The sequence below is a fragment of the Bacillus sp. NPDC093026 genome (assembly GCF_044754665.1).
Lineage (GTDB): Bacteria > Bacillota > Bacilli > Bacillales > Bacillaceae > Bacillus > Bacillus maqinnsis.
Genome location: NZ_JBIVPN010000004.1, coordinates 35,957 through 60,021, shown reverse-complemented (window position 1 = coordinate 60,021; position 24,065 = coordinate 35,957). Strand labels below are relative to the sequence as shown.

Here is a 24,065-nt window from a genome sequence, read left to right as displayed (position 1 = left end):
GAAACAGATTGACGCTTGTGATTGGATTAACAGGCGGGATCGCTAGTGGAAAAAGCACGGTCTCGCACATGATAAAAGAGCAGGGCATTCGGCTCGTGGATGCAGATGAGATTGCAAAAGAAGCTGTTTCTAAAGGGAAACCAGCTCTTCATCAAATCGTTCAAACCTTTGGTGAGGATGTCTTGCTTTCAAATGGTGAGCTAAACAGGCAGCAACTAGGGTCTATCATCTTTTCTGATGAAAAAAAGAGAAAGCAGTTAAATGCGATTATTCATCCTGAGGTCAGAAAAGAAATGCTCAAGCAGCGGGATGAAGCGGTGAAGCAAAACGAAACATTCGTTGTACTGGATATCCCTCTTTTATTCGAAAGTGAGCTGGAGGGTCTTGTCGACCGTATCATTGTCGTGTACACAACGCCTGAACTTCAGCTATCTCGTCTGATGAATCGAAATGGACTTCATGAGGAAGAGGCTCTAAAACGCATACATGCCCAGATGCCTCTTGAGGAAAAATGTAAAAAAGCAGACCGTGTCATAGAAAACACAAAAGACTTGGCTTATACAAGGAAACAATTACAGAACATATTAAACGAATGGGAACATACAGATAGGTAAGAGTACATACACGTACTCTTCTTTTTTATGCTTTTTTCTATTTTCCTTGAAATGATCAGCCCTTTTTAGAAAATATACGTTTACATACTGGCAATTGTATTCTAATGTGATATACTAATTTCATAAATAATTTATTGAGTATAACACATAATAGAGGAGTGACCTGTTCATGAAGGTAAAAGCAGCGATCAATGGGTTTGGCAGAATTGGACGCATGGTCTTTAGAAAAGCAATGCTTGACGATCAAATTCAAATTTTAGCGATTAACGCAAGCTATCCTGCCGAAACGCTAGCACATTTAATAAAATATGACACAAATCATGGACGTTATGAATGCGATGTGATTGCAGATGGCGACGCTTTGATTGTAAATGGGAAAAAAGTACTTTTGCTAAATAACAGAGACCCAAAGCAGCTTCCATGGGGAGAGCTTGGAATTGATATTGTCATTGAAGCAACTGGAAAATTTAATTCAAAAGATCAAGCGATGGGTCATATAGATGCCGGAGCAAAAAAAGTCATATTAACGGCTCCAGGTAAAAATGAAGACATCACCATTGTAATGGGTGTGAATGAGGATGATCTTGATCCTGAAAAGCATGTCATTATTTCAAATGCATCTTGTACAACAAACTGTTTAGCACCAGTTGTCAAGCTGTTAGATGACGAATTTGGAATCGACAACGGCTTAATGACAACTGTTCATGCCTATACAAATGATCAAAAAAATATCGACAACCCGCACAAGGATTTGCGCCGGGCAAGAGCGTGTGCTCAGTCCATCATTCCAACAACGACGGGTGCAGCTAAAGCGCTTTCTTTAGTGCTTCCTCATTTGAAAGGAAAGTTACATGGGCTTGCACTAAGAGTCCCTGTATCGAATGTCTCAATGGTCGATCTTGTTGTAGACTTGAAAAAAGATGTAACAGCCGAAGAGGTAAATGCTGCTTTCTCAAATGCGTCAAAAACATCACTTGCTGGCATTTTAGATTATACGGAAGAACCGCTCGTATCAACAGACTTTAACACAAACCCTTACTCAGCCGTTGTAGATGGACTTACGACTATGGTCATGGAAGGAAGAAAAGTGAAGGTACTCGCATGGTATGACAATGAATGGGGCTATTCATGCAGAGTCGTTGATCTCGTGAAGTTTGTAGGCTCACAGATGAAAGAGCTATCTGTTGTTTGAAATGAAGAAGACAAACTCCCCTTTTCAAGAGATGAGAGAAACCCCTACTAAAAACACAGCTTGCAAAATGGGTCTAAACAAAGTATACTATCTTTCGTGAACTTCTTGTTCGCAGACTCATTCGGGTATACTTAAAGGGTTAGGACCTCTTAGGACTAACTTTCCCCCGTGGTATATGTCCGGTCCGGCTGCTTAGAACTTCACTCTTTTATTCTTGTTTAAGGGGGGTCCATGATGGAAACAATCGGACGTCACGTTATCTCTGAGTTATGGGGATGCGACTGTGATAAACTGAACGACATGGATTTTATTGAAAAAACTTTTGTAAATGCAGCTTTGAAAACAGGAGCTGAAGTAAGAGAGGTTGCTTTTCATAAATTTGCACCTCAAGGAGTAAGTGGAGTTGTCATTATTTCTGAATCTCATCTGACAATTCACAGCTTTCCTGAACATGGTTATGCGAGCATAGATGTATACACTTGCGGCGATCTCAATCCGAATATTGCAGCGGACTTTATTGGAGATGAACTAGGTGCTGAAACAAGAGAAAACATCGAAATACCTCGAGGCATGGGACCTGTACAAGTAAAACAGGCACAAGCCAAAGCACTGTAAACTGAAAAAAGATTACAATGGGAGCTGGCCAAAAGCATTGAATGCCTTTGTGTTATGCTCCTTTTTATATTAGATTGATGTGCAAAACCAACATTCCCCACCTTGTCTAAACTTTTGTTCTAGGAAAACAAAGGTTTTTTTTATAAAATAAAGAAGAGGAGTCACGACAAAGGGGATACGTGTATGACTTTAGGACAAAAAATGAAACAATTCATTTCAAATCATACGGAAACGTCTGATCGCCACCCGGTGTCAGAATTGAAAAGCCGTTACTACAAATCGACAAACAAGCAAGTATTTGAAGTGGTGGAAGCGATGCTTTCCCGAAAAGATTCATTTCAGGTGACATCTGTTTCAGCAGAACGAGGTGAAATCAGTGCGAAAATACGAACACCTAAAAAAGCCTTTATTGTGGCAACTGTCATTTCAATTCGTCCTTTTGAAACAGCTGTCGATTTTAACGTGACAACAGAAACGGCACTACCCATGGACTTTGGTTATAGTAAAAAGACTGTTCTGTCCCTTTATGAAGAATTAGATAAACAACTTCCAAGAATAGATCGGAGCTGATGAAATGAAATGTCCCACATGTCAGCACCTAGGTACAAGGGTGCTTGATTCAAGACCAGTAGATGAAGGGAAATCCATCCGTCGTAGAAGAGAATGCGAAAGCTGCCAATACCGCTTTACAACGTTTGAAAAATTAGAAGAATTGCCTCTGATTGTTGTGAAAAAAGAAGGCATTCGAGAAGAATTTAGCCGAGAAAAGATGCTGAGAGGACTTATCAAAGCCTGTGAAAAACGCCCTGTTGCCTTAAAGCAGCTAGAAGATGTCTGCTTTAACATCGAAAAAGAACTTCGTAATCAAGGGATATCAGAGGTGAAAAGTGAGCTTGTTGGTGAAATGGTGATGGACGAGCTGGCGAAAATTGATGAAGTGTCTTACGTCAGGTTTGCATCGGTGTATCGCCAATTTAAAGATATCAATGTATTTATTGATGAATTAAAAGATTTATTAAAGAAAGAACGCTGAAAAAGAGCTGAAGATTCTTCATGCTCTTTTTCCTGCGTAAAGCGTAAAATGTAAAAAAAGTGTACAATGAAAACAATCGCATAAGGGAGGATCAGCAATATGACAGAGCATTGGAAGGAAGTGCTAGCCTTCGATCCGTATGTCGTCAAAAGCGCTTCTTTGCTCGGTGACATCGATAGACAGCTAATCACTCTTTTATATCAGCCGCTTATTGGCATGTCCGCTTTTAGCTTATACATGACGTTATGGGGAGAACTAGAGCAGAACCGTATGTGGGGAAAACCTGCGCCTCATCGGCAGCTCATGGTGATGCTACAAACGAATTTAAATGATATTTTTGAAGAACGTTTGAAGCTTGAAGCGATTGGCCTGCTCCGCACATATGAACAAGAGACAGAAGATGGCAGACTGTTTACATATGAGCTCGTGCCGCCGCTAAGGCCTGATGAGTTTTTCCAAGACGGTATGCTGAATGTCCTTTTGTACCATCGTGTAGAAAAAGCGAAATATATGCAGCTTCGTGATTATTTTTCTTATCCAAGTGTGCCTGCAGAAGCAAAGAACATTTCACGGTCGTTTGAAGAAGTGTTTCACGTTTTGCAGCCAAGTGAACGTAAAATGACAGAAGAAATCAATCAGGCTTCATTGCTTGAAAATGGCTATGAATATGTGACAGTGGGGGATGCCCAGTCGGCACCGCTTTCAGATGATTCCTTTGATTTTGATCTTTTGTTAGCGGGCATGTCTGACATGATGATTCCAAGAAAAGCTTTGACGAAGCAAGTGAAAGAAACGATCAAGAAATTAGCCGTTGTATATGGCATCACACCATTACAAATGCAAAATATCGTAGCGGGTGCTTGTGGTCCCGATCAGATGATCTCCATAGAGGATTTAAGAAAAGCGGCGAGAGACTGGTATCAAATTGAATACAGCGGTGAACCGCCCAAACTCATTGATCAAAAGCAGCCAAGGCATTTACGTCATGATGCTTTGCAACAAACTGCAGCAGATTCGCCTGATGCAAAGCTGATCGAAAAGCTCAATCGCATTTCACCGAGAGAGCTTCTGAAGGATATCGCAGATGGCATTGAGCCGACCTATGCAGACTTAAGAATTGTAGAAGACATCATGCTGGAGCAAAAACTAGAGCCAGGTGTCATGAATGTTCTCATATACTATACACTGCTAAAAACAGATATGAAGCTGTCCAAAACGTATATGCAAAAAATTGCTTCGCACTGGGTCAGAAAAAAAATCAAAACGGTCGCTGCTGCCATGAAGATTGCCAAAGAAGAGAACAGACAAATGACAGAGTGGGCACAGCAGAAAAAGCAGAGAAGTTCATATGGTTCAGGAAAAGTCATCCGCGAGGAAAAATTGCCTGAATGGATGAAAGAAAATGAAACCAATGAGCAGAAAACAAAAAAACAAAACGATGATCTGTCAACAGAAGATCTCGAACGAGAGAAAGAAAAACTGTTAGATCAGTTTAAAAATATGAAAAAGTACAATGCACATTAATGTGAGGTGAGATGGAGATGAAACCGATCGGTCGTTCATTTGAACAGCTAAAAGGGCGTGTCGATTTTCGTGTGAGATACAATCAAATTAAAGAAAGTGTCTTATCTGATGAAGACGTGCAAGCCTTTTTAAAAGAGCATCAAGCAGAGATTCATGATGATATGATCAATCGTAGCTTGAATCGGCTCTTTGAATATGTTCAGCAATCGAAAGGCTGTTCTTACTGCTTAGATGGGGAGAACGCCAATACTCTTTTAGATGGGTATCACCCGAAGCTTGTAATTAAAGCTCAAAGCATTGATATTGAATATGCGCCCTGTCCTGTGAAGCTGCAATTGGACAGACAGAAAAAGCAGCAAGAGCTTATTAAAAGCATGTACATTCCACAAAATGTACTGCAAGCAACATTTGATGATTTGAACGTCGTCGGAAGACAAGAAGTTATTCAGAAAGTAGGTCAATTCCTTGAAAGCTATGATGAGACTGGCAAGGGAAAAGGCTTATATTTGCACGGTAAATTTGGGGTAGGGAAAACCTTTATTCTTGCAGCAATTGCTCAGCAGCTAGCCGTGAAAGAATACCCATCCCTTCTTGTATATGTGCCTGAATTTGTAAGGGAGTTAAAAAATTCTTTAGCAGATCATACGCTAGAAAAAAAGCTGAATATGGTCAAGTCGACTCCTATTTTAATGTTGGATGATATTGGGGCAGAGTCCATGACAAGCTGGGTGCGTGATGAATTGCTAGGAACCATCTTACAATATCGTATGGCTGAGCAACTACCGACCTTCTTCTCATCCAATTTTTCACCGAGTGAACTTAAGCATCATTTTACGTACTCACAGCGTGGAGAGAAAGAAGAGGTCAAAGCAGCACGTTTAATGGAGCGAATTATCTATTTGGCTGAGCCTGTATTGCTTGAAGGAGAGAATCGTCGTCATTTATAAAAGCGTGTGTCATCGGAAGGAGGAAAAGATCATATGAACAAAAGAAAATGGCTTTTCGTTCTAGTGATTGCCTGTCTGATTGCTGCGCTATGGTGGCTGAAAAAACAACATCTTCAGTTGTCACCGAAAGATATGAAGAATTGGGTGCTTCAATTTGGAATGCTAGCGCCCTTTGTTTTTCTCTTTTTATCACTCTTTCGTCCGTTTGTTCTTGTCCCTGTAACGGTCTTCTCACTAGCAGCAGGTCTGTCATTCGGCAGCTTACTCGGGACGATTTACGCCTTGGTCGGTGCAACAGCAGGAGCAACAGGGTCCTTTTGGCTTGCTTCTACCTTTCGTTCAAACAAGCGTGAATCGAACAACCGGCAGTTAAAAGCGGTCAGGTCCCGTATTCAGCAGCATGGTTTTATTTATATTTTATTCTTGCGAATTGCACCTATTCATTTTGATTTTGTCAGCTATGCGGCCGCAGCTTCTCGTGCAAAATACAGTGTTTTTGTGGCAGCGACCTTCTTGGGGTTGATTCCAGGTACGATCGCGTTGAATGTACTCGGTTCAAGCTTTGTCAGTGGCAACTATTTTGCCTTAGTGATTGTCTGTTTAATTTATCTCATTTTTATCTCTGTACCGCTTATTTTAAAAAGAAAGATGCCTGATTTATTTTAGGCGTCTATTTTTTATGATCTCCCCATATATATGTAACAGATGTCGTTAGGGGGGACAAACATGCTTGAAATAATCTTTGAAGATGAATATGATACCGCCGCTTTTTTACATCTTGCTGAACACTTGGACAGTCGGCATCACATTTCAATTCAACAAGGTAATGACCGGCTTTTCATTAAAGCCAAGGAATCAGAAGAAGCACTTGAGCACATCGTGCGGCCTTTACTGCTTCACTTTTTTTTGGAATGCAAAGAAAATGAACGTATGCGTAGCATCCTTGAAAAAACATATTTATTTAAAGATCCGGAAGAGCAGCACCAAATTCTTTCGATCGCCCATAGCATCATGAAAGGGGATATTGATGATATTCCTGGTATTCATCAAGACCCATCAAGAGAAGCTCTTTTAAAGAAGGAGCTAGAGACCATCTCTTTACAGCAGGGTGTTTTTTCAATTGGTTCATTTATGACATTTAGACTCTCGGAGTACGACCAGAAGTTAAAGAATTATGTAGAGGTCGCCATTGAAGAGTACAAAATGGAACAGGAATATCAAAACTTTATCCAATCGCTCCGTGATTATGTGATGGCTAAACAGCCCAAGCTGGACAAAGTGCATGTGGTGCATCAGGACCGCCTGATGATTTGGGAATTTCGCTACGCTTCAGAGCGTGATCAAAAACAATACATAGATAGACAGTTCGTAAGAGAGCATCCAATGTATATTGATTCGCAGCTTATTGCCCCACTTGTATCCATTGCTCCACAAAAAATTGCCCTTTTCACAAATGACACAGGGCATTCCATGGTGCAAACCATTCAAAATATTTTTCAAGAAAGGGTGGAGGTTTTTCCGCAACATGCTTTTAAGGAACAAAATGTTCGCTTCGTACATGACAAAAGGGAAAAGAAAAATGAAAAGCTTTCTTGATTTTCACAAAAAAACGTTTTATAATACGGTGTAACTTCATACTGTGACCGTATTGATAAGGACATGAACAAATGAACACCCGCTTTTAGAGAGGGAAGCCGCGGCTGAAAGCTTCCTAGTAGAGGATCATTTGCTTTACCACCTTTGAACATCAGCTGTGAACTTGTTTAGTAATGGCTGACGGGAATTCCCGTTATAGAACCGCAAGCCGTATTTGCTTATATCAAAGCAAGTTGCAAATACGGGAAAAAGGGTGGAACCACGATTCCGTTTATTCAACCTCGTCCCTTTCCAGGGGCGGGGTTTTTATATTGCCAAAAAAAGGAGTGACCAAAGATGTCAGAACAAATTCAACTTACATTTCCAGACGGAACAGTCAAGGAGTTTGACAAAACAGTGACAACGGAAGACATCGCGGCATCAATTAGCCCGGGCCTAAAGAAAAAAGCACTTGCCGGTAAATTGAACGGCAAAGAAATAGATTTACGTACGCCGCTATTAGAGAGTGGAACAATTGAGATCATCACGGATAAAAGTGAAGAAGCACTCGATATCATGCGCCACAGTACAGCGCATTTACTAGCGCAGGCAATTAAACGTATTTATGGAAAAGAACATCACGTACAATTAGGAGTAGGTCCTGTTATCGAAAATGGTTTTTACTATGATGTCGATCTAGATGTAGCCATCACACCTGAAGATTTACCAAAAATCGAAAAAGAAATGAAGAAAATCATCAACAGCAATCTGCCAATCGAGCGGATTGAAGTATCAAAAGAAGAAGCGAAAGCACGCTTTGAAGCAATTGGTGATGAATTGAAACTTGAGCTTTTAGAAGCGATTCCAGAAGGGGAAGTCGTGACAATCTATGAGCAAGGAGAGTTCTTTGATTTATGTCGTGGTATTCATGTGCCATCTACTGGGAAAATCAAAGAGTTCAAACTGCTAAGTCTTGCAGGTGCCTACTGGAGAGGTGACAGTAACAATCAAATGCTTCAGCGCATTTACGGTACAGCTTTCTTTAACAAAGAAGATTTAAATGACTATTTACGCTTGCTTGAAGAAGCAAAAGAACGAGACCACCGTAAACTTGGAAAAGAGCTGAAACTATTTGCCAATTCCCAAAAGGTAGGTCAAGGTCTTCCGCTTTGGCTACCAAAAGGGGCAACGATTCGCCGCGTGATTGAGCGTTACATTGTGGATAAAGAAGTACGTCTTGGATATGAGCATGTGTATACACCAGTCCTTGCGAGTGTTGAATTGTATAAAACATCTGGACACTGGGCGCATTATCAAGAAGATATGTTCCCAGTTATGGAAATGGACAATGAAGATCTCGTCCTTCGTCCAATGAACTGCCCGCACCATATGATGATTTACAAAAATGAACCGCATAGCTATCGTGAATTGCCAATTCGTATTGCAGAGCTTGGTACAATGCACCGTTATGAAATGTCAGGTGCACTATCTGGACTTCAGCGTGTTCGCGGTATGACATTAAACGATGCACATATCTTTGTCCGTCCAGATCAAATCAAAGACGAGTTCATCCGTACAGTTCGCTTAATTGAAGAAGTGTATCAAGATTTCGGCTTAAATGACTACACATTCCGCTTATCTTACCGTGATCCAGAAGATACTGAGAAGTATTTCGACGATGATGCAATGTGGAATAAAGCACAGTCTATGCTAAAGGATGCAATGGACGAGCTTGGTCATGACTACTATGAAGCAGAAGGCGAAGCGGCATTTTATGGACCGAAGCTAGATGTACAGGTCAAAACAGCACTTGGCAAAGAAGAGACGTTGTCCACTGTACAGCTTGATTTCTTACTTCCAGAGCGCTTCGATCTCACATATATCGGAGAAGATGGAAAGCACCATCGTCCAGTCGTTATTCATAGAGGGGTCGTCTCCACAATGGAGCGCTTCGTTGCCTTCTTAATTGAAGAATACAAAGGAGCCCTTCCAACATGGCTGGCACCTGTACAATTCCAAGTCATCCCCGTTTCACCATCTGTTCATCTAGACTATGCGAAAAAAGTGCAAGAACGCTTGCAGCTTGAAGGCTTACGTGTTGAGCTTGATAGTCGTGATGAAAAAATTGGTTATAAAATTAGAGAAGCGCAGATGCAAAAGATTCCGTACATGCTTGTGGTCGGTGATCAAGAAGCAGAAAGCGGCGCTGTCAACGTAAGAAAATATGGTGAGCAAGATTCAGAAACAATGGATCTTGAAGCTTTTGTGAAACATGCGGTAGCAGAAGCGAAAAAATAATGACTGTTGATCTAAAGCCGGCGATCTCTTTATGAGATCCTTGGCTTTTTTAATTGAGATCAACATTTTATGATGTGAACTAGATCATTGAATGATTCATTTAGATAGTAAAAGGGGGAATGAGAGCGATAAATCAAACATGGAGTAGCCATTCACACAAGTAATGGAGCAATCAGCCATTATTCGTGCATTGGAACATTCACACTTCTTTATAAATAAACCTCCAGATGATTTTTTCATAAGGGAGATGACATTTGGTTTTATAATCCTTAAATCTTTTAAAAGTCATTCACCAGTACAAAAAATAAAAAGACTATTATAGAAAAAATTAAATTTGACACCAACCAAAAATTTCTTTATGAGACCTCCTAGTCATTCTTATTGATTTCTAAATACAAGTAAAGATATTAAACTATGTAATTTTAATACCAAGATGCCAATAAGCTACAACTTCAAAAGCTTCATTGGAAATCTTATCATCATCTTTCCTATTTTGACCAAATCTCTGTTCAGCATTTATTTTCTTTTTAACCCGCTGTACATCCCCCGCATACTACAGATCTAAATAAAGGATGAGTTAGTTTGATGCAAAAAGCACCCTGTCTTTAAAAGAAGGGTGTTTTCAATATTGATCTACTTTAATATATCAAACAATTCGTGTAAGTTTTTGATTTCGTAATCAGGCGTGACATCTGTTTCATTTTTCTTGTTATGACGATTAATCCAAACGGTTTGAATACCTGCACGAGAGGCACCGAGAATATCTGTTTTCGGGTTATCTCCAACCATGATGACGTCGTCTTTTGTTAAGTTTAATAGCTGAAGGCAGTGCTCGAAGATGCCAGGATCAGGCTTACCTTTCCCATAATCTCCGGAGATCACAATTTCATTAAAATAAGGGGCAAGCTCCGGTACACCCGCAAGCTTTTCCTTTTGAAGACTAGGGTCTCCATTTGTTAAAAGGAGTAGTTCATAGCTTTCTTTTAGACGATCCAAAACAGGAAACGTTTCTTCATAGACATATGGGCGTTTTCTACGTTCTGCCGCAAAGAAGTCGGCCAAGTATTGCCCAAATGCTTCATCGTCAATTCCTGCTTTTTTTAAGCCGTTTGTCCAAGCATTTTTACGATACTCAGGTGCAAGGGCGTTCAGCTTTTGAAAGCCTTCGCTAATCGGTTCACTAAAGTTTGACCATAGCCCTTCGAAAGGGTTAATTCCGATCATGACAGTATAATCATATGTTTCATACGAAGAGTAAAGCTTCCTTGCTTCCTCACGTACGATATGTTCAAACATTTCTGGATCAAGTCCATATTTTTTCTCCGCCTCTCGGCATGTTTCCTGAAAAGTCGTGTGAATGCTTTTTTCATCCCAAAGCAAAGTATCATCTAAATCAAAAAATACGGCTTTCATGATCTTCTCCCTTGTTATGTATGTAGTTACCTTCATTTGCATGTGATAGGCTCATGTTCATTTTACAATAGAAGGTGGAGGCAATAAAGAAAAGATTTGCGTAATCTTTGATCATTGACAGAGCATGATAGGTCAGAAGGTAGTGAAATGACTGGACATTCATTGGGGTGTCCTATAACAGTTATCGTCTGACACATTCGGTTATCCTCTTGTGTATTATTTGGGAGAGAGATGGGAGAAGTTGAAGCGGCATAGTATCGCCGTCGTTGACATGGGAGTCGTCAAAGTGATTATTCAACCCAATTCTTTATATAAAATGATGGATTGAAAAGTTCTTGCCCTAATCGTCATATCATGCTAAAATGAAAAAGTTGTTTCAAGCGTTCGATTACTTGACGAACAAATGAAAATTGTGTAGAATAGGTAACGAATTGAATAGATATCACAAGCAGAAGCACCCGCTTCTCACCTGATTGACACATGTTTGTAGTTGGCAGGTTGACCGTACATTTACTTTTTCATGCAGATGTTCGAAGTGTGGGTGTTTTATATGCCCACACTTTTTGTTTGCCTGTAAAACATACAACGAAATGGTCAAAATGAATTGTGAACTCAATTCAAAATCTCATGGAGGTGGCTCACTATTAGCAAAGATCAATTAGTTAATGAAGGTATTCGTGCGCGTGAAGTTCGTTTGATCGGACAAAATGGCGATCAGCTTGGTATTAAATCTCGTCAGGAAGCTCTGGAGATTGCTGCGAAAGCAAATCTTGACCTTGTGTTAGTTGCTGCAAATGCAAAACCACCTGTTTGCCGAATTATGGACTATGGTAAGTTCCGATTCGAACAACAGAAGAAGGACAAAGAGGCACGTAAGAATCAGAAAATCATTAGCTTAAAAGAAGTTCGGTTGAGCCCGACAATTGATGAACATGATTTTAACACAAAGCTTCGTAGCGCAATCAAATTCCTTGAAAAGGGAGATAAAGTGAAAGCTTCTATCCGCTTTAAAGGGCGTGCGATTACGCATAAAGAAATCGGGCAGCGCGTGTTAGACCGTTTCTCTGAAGCTTGTGCTGAAGTAGCAACGGTAGAAACAAAGCCTAAGATGGACGGACGTAGCATGTTCCTTATGCTTGCACCAAAAGTCGAAAAGTAAAGTAACAGAGGGAGGAAACATCCAATGCCAAAAATGAAAACTCACCGCGGATCTGCTAAACGTTTCAAAAAAACAGGTTCCGGTAAACTTAAACGTTCTCATGCGTATACAAGTCACTTGTTCGCAAACAAATCAACTAAGCAAAAACGTAAATTGCGTAAGAGTGCCATCGTAAGTGCTGGAGATTTCAAACGCATCAAACAACAACTTGCAAACATTAAGTAATTTGGAATTGGAATTATAGGAGGGAAATACAATGCCAAGAGTAAAAGGCGGAACTGTGTCGCGTCAGCGTCGTAAAAAGGTTCTTAAATTAGCAAAAGGTTATTTCGGTTCAAAACATAGATTATACAAAGTAGCAAACCAGCAGGTCATGAAATCTGGAAACTACGCTTTCCGTGACCGTCGTCAGAAAAAACGTGACTTCCGTAAACTGTGGATTACTCGTATTAATGCTGCAGCTCGTATGAACGGTCTTTCTTACAGCCGTTTAATGCATGGCTTAAAGCTTTCTGGTATCGAAGTCAACCGCAAAATGCTCGCTGACCTTGCTGTGAATGACCTAAACGCATTCAATCAGCTTGCTGATACTGCAAAGGCACAATTAGACAAGTGAGCCGCATCAAAAGATCATTCCTTCGAGGGGTGATCTTTTTTTCTCATCATGTGAGGTGAAATGAATGAACATAGGAATGATACTGCTTCTTATGATCGTCAACGGCTATTCGTTTTTTCTCATGGGAGAGGATAAACGCCGAGCAAAAGCGCATAAATGGCGTATTTCAGAGGCTCACTTATGGTGTGCTGCTCTGCTTTTTGGGGCTGCCGGATCGTTTCTTGGTATGCAGTATTTTCGTCATAAAACAAAGCATGCTGCCTTTCAAATAGGTATTCCTGCTTTAATTGTCCTTCAGTCTATTCTATTAGGGTATCTGTATATAAGCTGAAAAAAAGAGCAGACGCCGTTATTATGGCGTGTCTGCTCCTTTTTTTTGTTTAATTTTTTTGATGGGCTGATCCCAGTCAATTTTTGTTTGAGGATATCGTTCAACAATGTTCTTCTCAATTTTTTCAAAGTCTTCTAATGTAAATTCACTTAGCTTCTCAGGCGACTCCGTCCAAACGTAAATGGAGTGGACAAAAAGAGGATGATCTTTAGAAGGAACATGTTTCTCCCCTTCAAACAAGACACCTTTATAGACGAAATTAAAATTTTTGCGTGCATTGTGTTGTTCGTCCATAAAATAAAAACCTTCTTTTAATTGTGCTTGTTTCAGTTTTCTTCTCGGATTTGAAAAGAATTTTACCGCCATGTAGAAAATATAGACAAGCAGTGCAACAAGAGCAAGTCTAATGAGGATCACAAACATGACAGGATGCACCTCCAATACCGTTATCTGATGTAATACGAATGAAGAGAACAAAAGGTTTCAACTTTTTTTGAATAATATTTCGTTAAACGAAAAAATATTCGTAAAAAGATCGTATTGAACGAAAGAGGTTCTGTATAATAAGAATGCACCACGAAGATTAAGGAGGATGAATGGAATGACAAAGCTAGATCAAACGTTAACTATGCTCAAAGCCCTAACGGACGCAAAAGGTATTCCGGGAAATGAACGTGATGTCAAAAAAGTCATGCAGACATACATAGAATCATACGCAGATGAAGTCTCTTCAGACCGCCTTGGCAGCCTCATTGCTAAAAAGGAAGGAAATGCAAACGGTCCTAAAATCATGCTGGCCGGTCACTTAGATGAAGTTGGATTCATGGTGACAAAAATCGATGATAAGGGCTTTATTCGCTTTCAAACGGTCGGCGGCTGGTGGTCACAGGTGATGCTGGCACAGCGTGTGACCATTGTGACAAAAAAAGGGGATATCACAGGCGTTATTGGTTCTAAACCACCACATGTTCTGTCACGAGAAGCACGTAAAAAACCAATAGAAGTCAAGGATATGTTTATTGATATTGGTGCTTCAAGCAAAGAGCAGGCCATGGAGTGGGGTGTACTGCCTGGAGATCAAATTGTGCCTTACTTTGAGTTTACCGTGATGAATGATGAAAAGTTGCTGCTTGCCAAAGCATGGGATAACCGTATAGGCTGTGCTGTTGCCATTGAAGTCATGAAGAATTTGCATGAGTCTCAGCATGAGAATATTGCTTACAGTGTTGCAACAGTTCAAGAAGAAGTGGGAATACGTGGAGCAAAAACAGCAGCTTCAACCATCCAGCCTGATATTGGATTTGCCATTGATGTCGGTGTAGCAGGAGATACGCCGGGTATCACAGAAAAAGAAGCGACAAGCAAGCTTGGCAAAGGACCAACAATCGTTGTGTTTGATGCTTCTATGATTTCTCATAAAGGGCTGCGTGAATTTGTTGTCCAGACAGCAGATGAATTGAGCATACCTTACCAATATGATTCAGTGCCTGGCGGAGGAACTGATGCTGGCGGTATCCATTTAACAGGTCATGGTGTACCATCTCTTTCAATCGGTATTCCAAGCAGATATATTCATACTCATGCAGCAATGATTCACCGTGATGATTATGAAAACGCAGTGAAGCTTTTAACAGAAGTGATTAAAAGACTTGACAAAAAAACAGTCGAGCATATTACTTACGGCTCTTAATGTTTACAACTTTCCTCATAATGGGGAAAGGTTTTTGTTTAGGAGTTCATTTCCCAGGAAATGAACTCATTCTATATAATCTTTTTTATATTGATTCATAAGACCTATTTTTTTAAAATGAAAGAGAGGATATTGATCTAATGACCCATTTTCTGAGAGAGGATTTTGGGAACATCTAGTTACTAAATGCAGATGTGATCATTCCTTTATTTTTGTAAGATATCAATAAAAAGGACAGAGCTTAAAGACGGCTCTGCCAAAAGAGATTTTATGGAAGTAGGTGAAGCTAAATCTAGATTAAAACAACTATTCCTATTTGTCAACTATGTTTTAAAACAAAAGAAAAATCAATTAATTCATGTTATATTTGTTACAAATGGTTTTCATAAAGGGGATGGTTAAATGAATGCGGTTACAATTGTAATAGGATCTATGTGTATTTTAGCAATTGCTTATCGGCTATATGGCACATTTATGATGGTCAAAGTATTAAAGGTGACAGACGATCATCCTACACCCGCTCATACACTTGAGGATGGAAAAGATTATGTTCCAACAAATAAATGGGTCGCTTTTGGTCATCACTTTGCTGCTATTGCAGCTGCTGGTCCGCTTGTTGGACCAATTTTAGCGGCGCAATTTGGATATTTACCAGGGCTTCTTTGGCTTTTAATAGGAGCTGTTATTGGAGGAGCTGTGCATGATCTTGTCGTTTTATTTGCTTCCATGCGAAAAAAGGGAAAATCACTTTCAGAGGTAGCAAAAGAAGAACTAGGGCCTGTTGCGGGGTTTTGTACAGGGCTCGCTATGCTATTTATTATCACGATTACAATGGCAGGGCTGTCAATGGTCGTGCTTCATGCGCTAGAACGAAATCCTTGGGGGACATTTGCAGTAGGGATCACCATTCCGATTGCAATGGGGGTAGGTCTTTATTACAAAAAAACCGGCAATTTAAAGCTTGCAACATCCGCTGGATTTATGTTGTTGATGCTGGGTGTTTTCCTTGGACCGAATATTCAAGGGACGGTACTTGGTGATGTGTTAACACTTGATACAAAAACGCTTGCATTGGCACTACCGATTTATGCTTTCTTTGCTGCGGCACTTCCGGTTTGGCTGCTATTGGCGCCAAGGGACTATTTAAGTAGTTTCATGAAAATCGGTGTGTTTATTGCACTCATTGTAGGAATCTTTGTGGTCAATCCGTCGATTCAATTTCCGGCATTTACAGAGTTTGTAAATGGCGGGGGGCCTGTCTTAGTAGGTCCAGTGTGGCCTTTTATTTCAATTACGATTGCTTGTGGAGCCATTTCCGGTTTTCATGCATTCGTTGGATCAGGGACAACGCCGAAGATGCTAGACCGCTGGAGTGATATGAAACCTGTAGCGTTTGGAGCGATGCTCGTTGAATGTTTGGTAGGAATCATGGCGTTAATTGCAGCCACTGCCCTTCATCCAGGGGATTATTTTGCGATTAATAGTACACCAGAGGTTTTCCGAACGCTCGGTATGAGTGTCGAAAACCTTCCGCAGCTCAGTAAGGAAATTGGGCTAGATTTAGAAGGGAGAACTGGGGGAGCTGTTACATTAGCTGTAGGTATGGCATACATCTTTACTGGGATTCCATTCTTTAGCCACTTGGCGTCTTATTTCTTCCAATTTGTCATTATGTTTGAAGCTGTCTTTATTTTAACAGCCATTGATGCAGGAACTCGTGTTGCACGATATTTAATTCAAGATTTCTTCGGAGAGGCGTATAAACCGCTCAAACGCAATGACTGGGTACCTGGATCAGTGTTTGCAAGTGCGCTTGCCTGCTTCATGTGGGGATACTTGCTTTACTCAGGGGACATTGGGTCAATTTGGGCGCTGTTTGGTGTATCAAATCAGCTAATGGCCTCGATTGGTTTAATTATTGGCGCAACTGTTGTATTGAAAATTGCTGATAAAAGACGGTATATGCTGACTTGTTTAATCCCGCTCGCGTACTTATACGTGACGGTCAATTATGCAGGATACTGGATGGTGGCGAATGTGTATTTAAATCCGAAAGCTTCCGGTTACAGTGTGTTGAATGCGGTCTTGTCGATGATTATGCTTATTTTAGGATTGGTCATTATCGTGTTTGCCATTAAAAAATGGTTCGACATTTGGCGTGATCCGGCAATGCGAATGGAGGTACCGATATCTAGTTAAGCCAAAAAATGCGGCCTGCTCATTGTAGAGCAAGCCGCATTTTTTTAATGCTGAGGTTTTAAGCCTTGTTCTAATGTTTCAAGGATATCATTTTTTTCGTTATCTGACGCCTCTTTCCATAGCACCTCGAACAAAACGCCAAGGCCCGGTAGCATTTTTTCCTCTCCACTTTGAATGGCATCTAAGATTGTTTGTTCAAGCTGCTCTTGGTTATGCCCAGTGATGTTTTGAATGACTGCACCTCTTAAGTTAAAATCCATTGACCCACACTCCTTTTTTAATAGTAATAGCCCTATTCTGTCTCAATGACAGGTTTATTATGTAGTGTGCATGAGATATAATAAATTCAAGATGCTTAAAGGAGTTAAAATCTTTTGAAATATATCGAATCAGCAAAAAACACAAACATTAAACAATGGAAAAAGTTGCACACAAAAAAAGAACGAACAAAAACAGGACAATTCCTAGTTGAGGGGAAGCATTTAGTAGAGGAAGCATTAAAAAGCGGGGTTGTGAAGGAATTAATGGTGACGACCCCTGACATGCTGCCAGCAGACATTCAACCCGACATTACACTGTATGAGCTGAGTGAAGAGGCTTTCTCTGCAATGACAGAGACAGAAACGCCACAGCACATTGCAGCAGTTTGTACAGTTCCTGTATTTGAGGAAAAGACGTATGAGAGAATTCTACTTTTAGATGCAGTTCAGGACCCAGGAAATGTAGGCACATTGATTCGTACAGCGGACGCTGCCGGTCTAGATGCGGTTATTTTAGGAGATGGAACCGTAGATGCCTTTAACGGGAAAACGCTGCGCTCAGCACAAGGATCTCATTTTCATCTTCCTATTTTGAAACAAACACTTCAAAAGGCGATTCCAGCGTTAAAGGAGCAGAGGATACCGGTATACGGAAGTGCCTTGAGTGATGCGAAAGAATATAAAAACGTGACGGGAAAAGGTCCGTTTGCGCTGATTGTTGGCAATGAAGGTGCTGGCATCAATCCAGAGATACTACAAATGACGGATCAAAATCTATATGTTCCTATGTATGGGAAAGCAGAATCATTAAATGTCGCCATCGCTGCTGCGGTTCTTGTCTATCATTTACGTGGATAGTATTGCATCATCTACTGAATTTCACTATAATAAAACTAATATTTTAAAAACCATGATAGAGGAAGATTGTTTCAATAAGCTGCCTTCTAGGGAGAATGCATCGTAGACTGAAAGTGCATTTAAGGAATGCTGAAGCAGGAATTCACCTCTGGAGTTGTCACCGGGACCGTCATTTTTGCGTAAAGGTGAACCGGATTCGTTCGATTCCGTTATGTCAATGAAGCTTATCGGCACATTTGTGCCTAAAAAGGGTGGTACCGCGACCACAACTCGTCCCTTCTATCATTAGGGGCGGGTTTTTTTATTGTCTTCGGAATAAAACGGTCGTTTATCCAGACGGCTTCGTATATCAAAAGGAGGATGACATTTATGCAAGAAACGTTAAAACAGCTAGAACAAGAGGCGGTAGCGAAGGTAGAAGCAGCCGGCTCACTCAAAGAGGTAAATGATATTCGTGTTCAATATTTAGGGAAAAAAGGACCCATCACAGAAGTACTTCGTGGAATGGGAAAGCTCTCCGCTGATGAAAGACCGAAAATGGGCGCACTCGCAAACGAAGTAAGAGAGCGTATTGCAAATGCAATTGCTGAAAAAAACGAACAACTGGAAGCTGAAGAAGTAAAAAAACAGCTAGCTTCCCAAACGATTGATGTCACATTGCCGGCAAGTCCAATTAAAATGGGGGCAAGACATCCACTAACGATTGTTGTAGAGGATATTGAAGATTTATTGATCGGGATGGGCTATACCGTAGAGGAAGGTCCTGAGGTTGAAACGGATTATTATAACTTTGAGGCATTGAACCTTCCAAAGGAACACCCTGCGCGTGATATGCAGGATAGTTTCTACATTACTGAAGATACGCTGATGAGAACACAAACCTCTCCAGTCCAAGCACGTACACTTGAGAAATATAAAGGCCAAGGTCCTGTGAAGATGATCTGCCCTGGTAAGGTATATAGAAGAGACAGTGATGATGCAACCCATTCACATCAATTCATGCAAATCGAAGGGCTTGTTGTTGATCACAATATTAGCATGAGTGACTTAAAAGGAACGTTAGAGACAGTTGCCAAAAAGATGTTTGGTGAAGATCGTGAAATTAGATTGCGCCCAAGCTTTTTCCCATTTACAGAACCATCTGTTGAAGTTGACGTTTCATGCTTTAAATGTGGAAGTAAAGGCTGTTCAGTATGTAAAGGGACAGGCTGGATTGAAATTTTAGGTGCTGGTATGGTTCACCCGAATGTACTTAAAATGAGCGGATTTGATCCAAATATTTATCAAGGTTTTGCTTTTGGAATGGGCGTTGAACGTATTGCGATGCTGAAATACGGTATCGATGATATTCGCCATTTCTACACAAATGATATTAGATTCATAAAGCAATTTAAGCAGGACTAAGGGGAGGAAATCATCATGTTTGTTTCATATAAATGGTTAGAAGACTATGTAGATTTAGAAGGCATTCAGCCGGCTGAATTAGCAGAAAAAATCACAAGAAGCGGAATTGAAGTAGAGGCGGTTGAGTATAAAGGTGAAGGCATGAAAGGTGTGGTTGTCGGTCACGTGATCGAGTGTGAACAGCACCCTAATGCTGATAAATTAAATAAATGTCTTGTCGATATCGGTGAAGAAGCACCTGTACAAATTATATGCGGGGCTCCTAATGTCGATAAAGGACAGTATGTGGCGGTAGCTACTGTTGGCGCTGTCCTTCCTGGCAATTTTAAAATAAAAAAAGCAAAACTGCGCGGTGAAGAGTCTCATGGGATGATTTGTTCACTGCAAGAATTAGGAGTGGAAAGTAAACTCGTACCAAAGGAATATGCAGACGGCATTTTTGTGTTCCCAAATGATGTTCAGCCAGGAGCTGATGCACTTCAGGCACTTCAATTAGATGATGCTGTGCTGGAGCTTGGTTTAACACCGAACCGTGCTGATGCACTGAATATGCTTGGTGTTGCCTATGAAGTTGCGGCCATTCTAGGTCGTGATGTCAAACTGCCTGACACGATATATCAATCTTCAACAGAAAAAGCAGCAGACTACATTTCTGTGCAAATTGATGATCAAGAGGCGAATCCTCTTTATGCAGCAAAAATCATTAAAAATGTGAAGATTGGACCTGCACCATTATGGATACAAACAAGACTCATGAATGCAGGTATTCGTCCTATTAACAACGTAGTGGATATTACGAATTTTGTCTTGCTTGAATATGGTCAGCCACTTCATGCATTTGATTATGACCGGTTTGATTCTAAGAAGGTAGTTGTGCGCAAGGCCGCTGAAGGCGAAGTCATTCAAACATTAGATACCCAAGAACGTACATTGTCATCTGAGCACCTTGTTATTACAAACGGCTCAAAGGCTCACGCTGTAGCAGGTGTGATGGGAGGTTTTGAATCGGAGGTGCATGATGAGACGACAACGATTTTATTAGAAGCTGCTTACTTTAACGGTCAAACGGTTCGTCAAGCATCTAGAGACTTAGGACTTCGCAGTGAATCAAGTACACGTTTTGAAAAAGGGTTAGATCCGCAACGTGTGAAACCGGCAGCAGAGAGAGCGGCGCAATTGATCAGTGTCTATGCAGGCGGTGAAGTGCTTAGTGGAACTGTGGAGGAAAATCACATAGAAGCGAAAATGAATGTCATTCATGTATCCACTGAACGTGTGAACAAAGTGCTTGGAATGAACATTTCAAAAGAAGAGATGATTCATATTTTCAACAAACTTGGCTTTGCAGTTGGAGAATCAAACGATGTTCTTGTCGTTACGGTCCCTTCTCGCAGAATGGATATTACCATTGAAGAAGACTTAATTGAGGAAGTGGCTCGTTTATATGGTTACGATAATATTCCCTCTACACTTCCTGCTACAGGTGGAACCGTTGGCGGTCTTACACGATACCAAGTGAAACGCAGAAAGGTCAGACGTTTCTTAGAGGGTGCAGGGCTCTCGCAAGCGATTACGTATTCATTAACGAATCAGCACAAGTCAACAGCTTTTGCTCTGCACCCAGCTTATCAAACGAAACTATCTCTTCCAATGAGTGAAGAGCGAAGTGTATTAAGACAGAGTCTTCTTCCGAACTTACTCGATTCTGTCGCTTATAACTTGGCAAGACAGGCTGATTCATTCGGACTTTATGAGACAGGTTCTGTTTTCCTAGCAGAAGACGAAGGCGCAAAGCCAATAGAGAAAGAGCATGTTGCTGGTGCTATTACAGGCTTATGGCATAAAAATCTTTGGCAGGGGGAGAAGAAAGCTGTTGATTTTTATGTAGCAAAGGGGATTACTGAAGGGCTGTTTGAAAAGCTTGGTGTATCAGATCAAATCACATATGTTCAAGCAGAGCGTGAAGGTCTTCATCCAGGACGTACAGCAGATGTTCACTTAAATGGAAAGGTCATCGGTTTTGTTGCTGAGCTTCATCCGGTGGTTGAAAAGGAATTAGACTTAAAAGAAACATATGTCTTTGAATTGGATTTAACGGATGTTATAACGGCTGAAACAGAGAGTATGAAATATAAAGCCATTCCGAGATTCCCAGCTGTAACAAGAGATATTGCCCTTGTCGTAGATCAGCATATTTCAAGCGGACAGTTGGAACGGGTTATTTATGAAGCGGGTGGCAGTTTGCTTACCGATCTTTCAGTCTTTGATGTGTATGAAGGTGAGCATATGGAAGAAGGAAAGAAATCCGTTGCTTTTTCTCTGCAATATTTAAACCCAGACCAAACATTAACAGAAGAAGAAGTGACAGCCGTTCATACAAAGGTATTAAAAGCACTAGAAGATACGTATCAAGCCGTCTTACGTGGATAATGAAAAAGGAGCTGTAGCCTCATGTGCCGCAGCCCCTTTTTTTAATGCAATAATTTTTTTGCTTTTTGTGTGTTAGCAAAATGCAGTTTTGTAAATTGTCGTAAAGCGTCTTCGCCATGGAGTTTGATCAGTTTTGCAGCCGCCTTGTCTACATGAGGACCTGCTCCTTTTGGGATGTCAAAGCCGGCTGCTTTTGATAATTTATCCATCTCTATTAAAAAGGCATACCTTGCGATAATTGAAGCAGCAGCAACAGATAAATGAATCCCTTCCGCTTTTGTGCTGAAGTATGTGCGGTCTTTAATAATCTTTCTCCCTGTAAGATGCTTGAAATAAATGCTGGGTTCCGCAAATTGATCAATTAAAATGGCTTCTGGTTTTCTGCCATCCAGCTTGTCAAGAACAGAGGTGATGACTTGGTTATGAAGCAGGGCCTTCATTTTTCCTTGGCTCATGCCCTTTTCCTGCATTGTATTGTACTTTTCATTGTGAAGGACAAGCAGGCTGAACGGGATGGTTTTTATGAGATCTTTGGCGATATTGATAATGTGCGAATCTTTTAGACCTTTAGAGTCTTTGACGCCAAGCTCTTTCATAAGCGCAAGCTGACTTGAATCAACATATGCTGCACAGACAGTAATTGGTCCAAAATAATCACCAGTGCCTACCTCGTCTGAGCCGATAACCGACATTGAAGCGATGTTGGCAGGAGGTGTATATTTGGTCACGACAGGTGTTTTTTTACTTTTTCCATCAGCTTTCTTTAAGTGGCTGAAGTGACCTGCTTCAGCTTCTGCTTTTTGTCCTTGAAACAGGACTTTTCCTGATTGATAGGCTGTAATCGTACAGCCTGGAACCTTTGCTTGAAATAGTGCGCCTCTTGGCAAGTTGTCAGTCAAATGGTGAGCATACACGCTCTTTATCTTCTTCATGTCTTCTGAAGTTGCTTTTAAGACGGATTGGGGCACAGTGGATAACTCCTTTTTCCTTGATATTATTGATTTCTAAAGTGTACCATAACAGGGAAGGGCTCGTCTTTCCATTCAATGTCTAAACATGTTATGATAGAGACTAGGATTCTCGTGGAATGGAGGAGAAACGTTGTCTGACGGCGGTAAAACGAAAACAACAGTTGAGATTTACGGACAGTCCTATACAATCATCGGTCAAGAGACGAAGATGCATATGCGACATGTTGCTTCAATTGTTGATGATAAAATGAGAGAAATAAATGAAAAAAACCCATATCTTGATATAAACAAATTAGCTGTACTGACAGCAGTCAATGTCGTCCACGACTATTTGAAATTAAAAGAGCAATACGAAAAACTCGAGCTTCAGCTTAAAGAAAAGGAATGAAATCACCGTGATCGATATCATCATTTTGTTTTTGCTTCTTATGGGAACGCTTGTCGGTCTAAAACGCGGGTTTATTCTTCAATTTATTAAATTGATTAGCTTTGTTGTTTCTATTTTAGTGGCTTCTATGCTTTATCAGTCACTTGCGCCACAGCTTACGTGGATTCCATCACCTCATTTTAGCGGAGGTCAAGCGCAGCTTGCTTTCATTAGTGGGAATTTAGAAACAGCTTATTATAATACTATTGCGTTTATCATTCTGTTTATCTTGACAAAAATCCTGCTCGCCATCATTGGCGGACTGCTCACAACCATTGCAAGTATACCTGTGATTAAACAGGTAAACAAACTGCTTGGCGCTGTTTTAGGATTTCTTGAAACGTATTTATTTGTGTTTATTCTATTGTTTGTCACTGCATTACTTCCAGTCGATGCGCTGCAAACGATGATAAGCAAATCAGTATTAGCAGATGTGATCGTAGGCAACACCCCTTATCTGTCCAGTCTTGTGAAAGACTTATGGACGACGTATGGAGCTTAAAAACTTC

The 24,065-nt window shown here is 40.6% G+C and carries 25 protein-coding genes and 2 other annotated features; of the genes, 21 read left to right on the top strand and 4 right to left on the bottom strand.

Features of this window, described 5'->3' with window-relative positions; genetic code table 11:
• Positions 1 to 8: 8 nt before the first annotated feature.
• The 10 genes from coaE (at position 9) to thrS (ending at position 9,798) form a co-directional block, all read left to right on the top strand.
• Positions 9 to 614, top strand: a complete 606-nt coding sequence (gene coaE / locus ACIQCE_RS11110; protein ID WP_400495058.1) for a dephospho-CoA kinase — start codon at positions 9 to 11, stop codon at positions 612 to 614.
• A gap of 169 nt (positions 615 to 783) precedes the next feature.
• Positions 784 to 1,806 (top strand): glyceraldehyde-3-phosphate dehydrogenase, encoded by a 1,023-nt coding sequence (locus tag ACIQCE_RS11105; RefSeq protein WP_400495057.1) that lies wholly within the window; start codon positions 784 to 786, stop codon positions 1,804 to 1,806.
• A 234-nt stretch (positions 1,807 to 2,040) separates the two neighbouring features.
• The gene (gene speD, locus ACIQCE_RS11100; protein WP_353856723.1) at positions 2,041 to 2,421 is read left to right on the top strand and encodes an adenosylmethionine decarboxylase; all 381 of its coding nucleotides are present in this window, start codon (positions 2,041 to 2,043) and stop codon (positions 2,419 to 2,421) included.
• 183 nt (positions 2,422 to 2,604) lie between these two features.
• Positions 2,605 to 2,991: a cytosolic protein gene (locus ACIQCE_RS11095; RefSeq protein WP_353854982.1), complete on the top strand. Its 387-nt coding sequence runs from the start codon at positions 2,605 to 2,607 to the stop codon at positions 2,989 to 2,991.
• Positions 2,992 to 2,995: 4 nt separating this feature from the next.
• Complete coding sequence (gene nrdR, locus ACIQCE_RS11090) at positions 2,996 to 3,454, top strand: transcriptional regulator NrdR (RefSeq protein ID WP_191097313.1); 459 nt, start codon at positions 2,996 to 2,998, stop codon at positions 3,452 to 3,454.
• A 99-nt stretch (positions 3,455 to 3,553) separates the two neighbouring features.
• Positions 3,554 to 4,978 (top strand): replicative helicase loading/DNA remodeling protein DnaB, encoded by a 1,425-nt coding sequence (dnaB, locus tag ACIQCE_RS11085; RefSeq protein WP_400495055.1) that lies wholly within the window; start codon positions 3,554 to 3,556, stop codon positions 4,976 to 4,978.
• A gap of 17 nt (positions 4,979 to 4,995) precedes the next feature.
• Positions 4,996 to 5,925, top strand: a complete 930-nt coding sequence (dnaI, locus tag ACIQCE_RS11080) for a primosomal protein DnaI (protein ID WP_353854984.1) — start codon at positions 4,996 to 4,998, stop codon at positions 5,923 to 5,925.
• 33 nt (positions 5,926 to 5,958) lie between these two features.
• Entirely contained in the window at positions 5,959 to 6,591 is a 633-nt protein-coding gene (locus ACIQCE_RS11075; protein ID WP_400495054.1) for a TVP38/TMEM64 family protein, read from the top strand.
• Between the two features lie 60 nt (positions 6,592 to 6,651).
• Positions 6,652 to 7,521: a putative sporulation protein YtxC gene (gene ytxC / locus ACIQCE_RS11070; RefSeq protein WP_400495053.1), complete on the top strand. Its 870-nt coding sequence runs from the start codon at positions 6,652 to 6,654 to the stop codon at positions 7,519 to 7,521.
• Positions 7,522 to 7,564: 43 nt separating this feature from the next.
• Positions 7,565 to 7,813: a binding site (T-box leader), on the top strand.
• Positions 7,814 to 7,857: 44 nt separating this feature from the next.
• Complete coding sequence (thrS, locus tag ACIQCE_RS11065; RefSeq protein WP_400495052.1) at positions 7,858 to 9,798, top strand: threonine--tRNA ligase; 1,941 nt, start codon at positions 7,858 to 7,860, stop codon at positions 9,796 to 9,798.
• A gap of 633 nt (positions 9,799 to 10,431) precedes the next feature.
• On the opposite strand, the gene ACIQCE_RS11060 is transcribed toward thrS, so the two are convergent.
• Positions 10,432 to 11,211, bottom strand: a complete 780-nt coding sequence (locus tag ACIQCE_RS11060) for an HAD family hydrolase (RefSeq protein ID WP_400495051.1) — start codon at positions 11,209 to 11,211, stop codon at positions 10,432 to 10,434.
• Between the two features lie 440 nt (positions 11,212 to 11,651).
• Positions 11,652 to 11,783 (top strand) — a sequence feature (ribosomal protein L20 leader region).
• A gap of 71 nt (positions 11,784 to 11,854) precedes the next feature.
• Between ACIQCE_RS11060 and infC the strand changes: the two genes are divergently transcribed.
• The 4 genes from infC (at position 11,855) to ACIQCE_RS11040 (ending at position 13,317) form a co-directional block, all read left to right on the top strand.
• Positions 11,855 to 12,370 (top strand): translation initiation factor IF-3, encoded by a 516-nt coding sequence (gene infC / locus ACIQCE_RS11055; RefSeq protein WP_353856724.1) that lies wholly within the window; start codon positions 11,855 to 11,857, stop codon positions 12,368 to 12,370.
• Positions 12,371 to 12,394: 24 nt separating this feature from the next.
• On the top strand, positions 12,395 to 12,595 hold the full coding sequence (gene rpmI / locus ACIQCE_RS11050; RefSeq protein WP_003216324.1) for a 50S ribosomal protein L35: 201 nt from the start codon (positions 12,395 to 12,397) through the stop codon (positions 12,593 to 12,595).
• Between the two features lie 31 nt (positions 12,596 to 12,626).
• Entirely contained in the window at positions 12,627 to 12,986 is a 360-nt protein-coding gene (gene rplT, locus ACIQCE_RS11045; RefSeq protein WP_353854990.1) for a 50S ribosomal protein L20, read from the top strand.
• A gap of 64 nt (positions 12,987 to 13,050) precedes the next feature.
• The gene (locus ACIQCE_RS11040) at positions 13,051 to 13,317 is read left to right on the top strand and encodes a DUF1294 domain-containing protein (RefSeq protein WP_400495050.1); all 267 of its coding nucleotides are present in this window, start codon (positions 13,051 to 13,053) and stop codon (positions 13,315 to 13,317) included.
• A 21-nt stretch (positions 13,318 to 13,338) separates the two neighbouring features.
• On the opposite strand, the gene ACIQCE_RS11035 is transcribed toward ACIQCE_RS11040, so the two are convergent.
• On the bottom strand, positions 13,339 to 13,740 hold the full coding sequence (locus tag ACIQCE_RS11035) for a sigma-w pathway protein ysdB (protein WP_400495049.1): 402 nt from the start codon (positions 13,738 to 13,740) through the stop codon (positions 13,339 to 13,341).
• Positions 13,741 to 13,918: 178 nt separating this feature from the next.
• On the opposite strand from ACIQCE_RS11035, the gene ACIQCE_RS11030 reads away from it, so the two are divergent.
• Positions 13,919 to 15,007, top strand: coding sequence for a M42 family metallopeptidase (locus ACIQCE_RS11030; protein ID WP_400495048.1), 1,089 nt, complete (start codon positions 13,919 to 13,921; stop codon positions 15,005 to 15,007).
• Between the two features lie 402 nt (positions 15,008 to 15,409).
• Positions 15,410 to 17,206 (top strand): carbon starvation protein CstA, encoded by a 1,797-nt coding sequence (cstA, locus tag ACIQCE_RS11025; RefSeq protein WP_400495047.1) that lies wholly within the window; start codon positions 15,410 to 15,412, stop codon positions 17,204 to 17,206.
• A gap of 44 nt (positions 17,207 to 17,250) precedes the next feature.
• Here the strand turns inward: cstA and sspI are convergent, their stop codons facing one another.
• The gene (gene sspI, locus ACIQCE_RS11020) at positions 17,251 to 17,466 is read right to left on the bottom strand and encodes a small acid-soluble spore protein SspI (protein WP_353854994.1); all 216 of its coding nucleotides are present in this window, start codon (positions 17,464 to 17,466) and stop codon (positions 17,251 to 17,253) included.
• 114 nt (positions 17,467 to 17,580) lie between these two features.
• Here sspI and ACIQCE_RS11015 point away from each other — a divergent pair, with 114 nt between their 5' ends.
• The 3 genes from ACIQCE_RS11015 (at position 17,581) to pheT (ending at position 22,158) form a co-directional block, all read left to right on the top strand.
• Entirely contained in the window at positions 17,581 to 18,324 is a 744-nt protein-coding gene (locus ACIQCE_RS11015; protein ID WP_400495046.1) for a TrmH family RNA methyltransferase, read from the top strand.
• A 369-nt stretch (positions 18,325 to 18,693) separates the two neighbouring features.
• A complete protein-coding gene (gene pheS, locus ACIQCE_RS11010) occupies positions 18,694 to 19,728 on the top strand; it encodes a phenylalanine--tRNA ligase subunit alpha (RefSeq protein ID WP_400495045.1) in 1,035 nt (344 codons plus the stop codon).
• A 15-nt stretch (positions 19,729 to 19,743) separates the two neighbouring features.
• On the top strand, positions 19,744 to 22,158 hold the full coding sequence (pheT, locus tag ACIQCE_RS11005) for a phenylalanine--tRNA ligase subunit beta (protein ID WP_400495044.1): 2,415 nt from the start codon (positions 19,744 to 19,746) through the stop codon (positions 22,156 to 22,158).
• Between the two features lie 41 nt (positions 22,159 to 22,199).
• Here pheT and rnhC read toward each other — a convergent pair whose 3' ends face one another.
• Complete coding sequence (gene rnhC / locus ACIQCE_RS11000) at positions 22,200 to 23,126, bottom strand: ribonuclease HIII (RefSeq protein ID WP_400495043.1); 927 nt, start codon at positions 23,124 to 23,126, stop codon at positions 22,200 to 22,202.
• Between the two features lie 133 nt (positions 23,127 to 23,259).
• On the opposite strand from rnhC, the gene zapA reads away from it, so the two are divergent.
• On the top strand, positions 23,260 to 23,517 hold the full coding sequence (zapA, locus tag ACIQCE_RS10995; protein WP_353854999.1) for a cell division protein ZapA: 258 nt from the start codon (positions 23,260 to 23,262) through the stop codon (positions 23,515 to 23,517).
• A 7-nt stretch (positions 23,518 to 23,524) separates the two neighbouring features.
• Positions 23,525 to 24,058, top strand: a complete 534-nt coding sequence (locus tag ACIQCE_RS10990; RefSeq protein ID WP_400495042.1) for a CvpA family protein — start codon at positions 23,525 to 23,527, stop codon at positions 24,056 to 24,058.
• The last annotated feature ends 7 nt before the right edge of the window (positions 24,059 to 24,065 follow it).

Bases quoted from the DNA above. Each gene is read 5' to 3' on its own strand.
- dnaI (WP_353854984.1), top strand. From the start codon at position 4,996: ATGAAACCGATCGGTCGTTCATTTGAACAGCTAAAAGGGCGTGTCGAT.
- rplT (WP_353854990.1), top strand. From the start codon at position 12,627: ATGCCAAGAGTAAAAGGCGGAACTGTGTCGCGTCAGCGTCGTAAAAAG.
- ACIQCE_RS11035 (WP_400495049.1), bottom strand. From the start codon at position 13,740: ATGTTTGTGATCCTCATTAGACTTGCTCTTGTTGCACTGCTTGTCTAT.
- ACIQCE_RS11060 (WP_400495051.1), bottom strand. From the start codon at position 11,211: ATGAAAGCCGTATTTTTTGATTTAGATGATACTTTGCTTTGGGATGAA.
- thrS (WP_400495052.1), top strand. From the start codon at position 7,858: ATGTCAGAACAAATTCAACTTACATTTCCAGACGGAACAGTCAAGGAG.
- ytxC (WP_400495053.1), top strand. From the start codon at position 6,652: ATGCTTGAAATAATCTTTGAAGATGAATATGATACCGCCGCTTTTTTA.
- cstA (WP_400495047.1), top strand. From the start codon at position 15,410: ATGAATGCGGTTACAATTGTAATAGGATCTATGTGTATTTTAGCAATT.
- sspI (WP_353854994.1), bottom strand. From the start codon at position 17,466: ATGGATTTTAACTTAAGAGGTGCAGTCATTCAAAACATCACTGGGCAT.
- dnaB (WP_400495055.1), top strand. From the start codon at position 3,554: ATGACAGAGCATTGGAAGGAAGTGCTAGCCTTCGATCCGTATGTCGTC.
- ACIQCE_RS11075 (WP_400495054.1), top strand. From the start codon at position 5,959: ATGAACAAAAGAAAATGGCTTTTCGTTCTAGTGATTGCCTGTCTGATT.
- pheT (WP_400495044.1), top strand. From the start codon at position 19,744: ATGTTTGTTTCATATAAATGGTTAGAAGACTATGTAGATTTAGAAGGC.
- ACIQCE_RS11095 (WP_353854982.1), top strand. From the start codon at position 2,605: ATGACTTTAGGACAAAAAATGAAACAATTCATTTCAAATCATACGGAA.
- ACIQCE_RS11040 (WP_400495050.1), top strand. From the start codon at position 13,051: ATGAACATAGGAATGATACTGCTTCTTATGATCGTCAACGGCTATTCG.
- nrdR (WP_191097313.1), top strand. From the start codon at position 2,996: ATGAAATGTCCCACATGTCAGCACCTAGGTACAAGGGTGCTTGATTCA.
- pheS (WP_400495045.1), top strand. From the start codon at position 18,694: ATGCAAGAAACGTTAAAACAGCTAGAACAAGAGGCGGTAGCGAAGGTA.
- ACIQCE_RS11030 (WP_400495048.1), top strand. From the start codon at position 13,919: ATGACAAAGCTAGATCAAACGTTAACTATGCTCAAAGCCCTAACGGAC.
- speD (WP_353856723.1), top strand. From the start codon at position 2,041: ATGGAAACAATCGGACGTCACGTTATCTCTGAGTTATGGGGATGCGAC.
- rpmI (WP_003216324.1), top strand. From the start codon at position 12,395: ATGCCAAAAATGAAAACTCACCGCGGATCTGCTAAACGTTTCAAAAAA.
- ACIQCE_RS11105 (WP_400495057.1), top strand. From the start codon at position 784: ATGAAGGTAAAAGCAGCGATCAATGGGTTTGGCAGAATTGGACGCATG.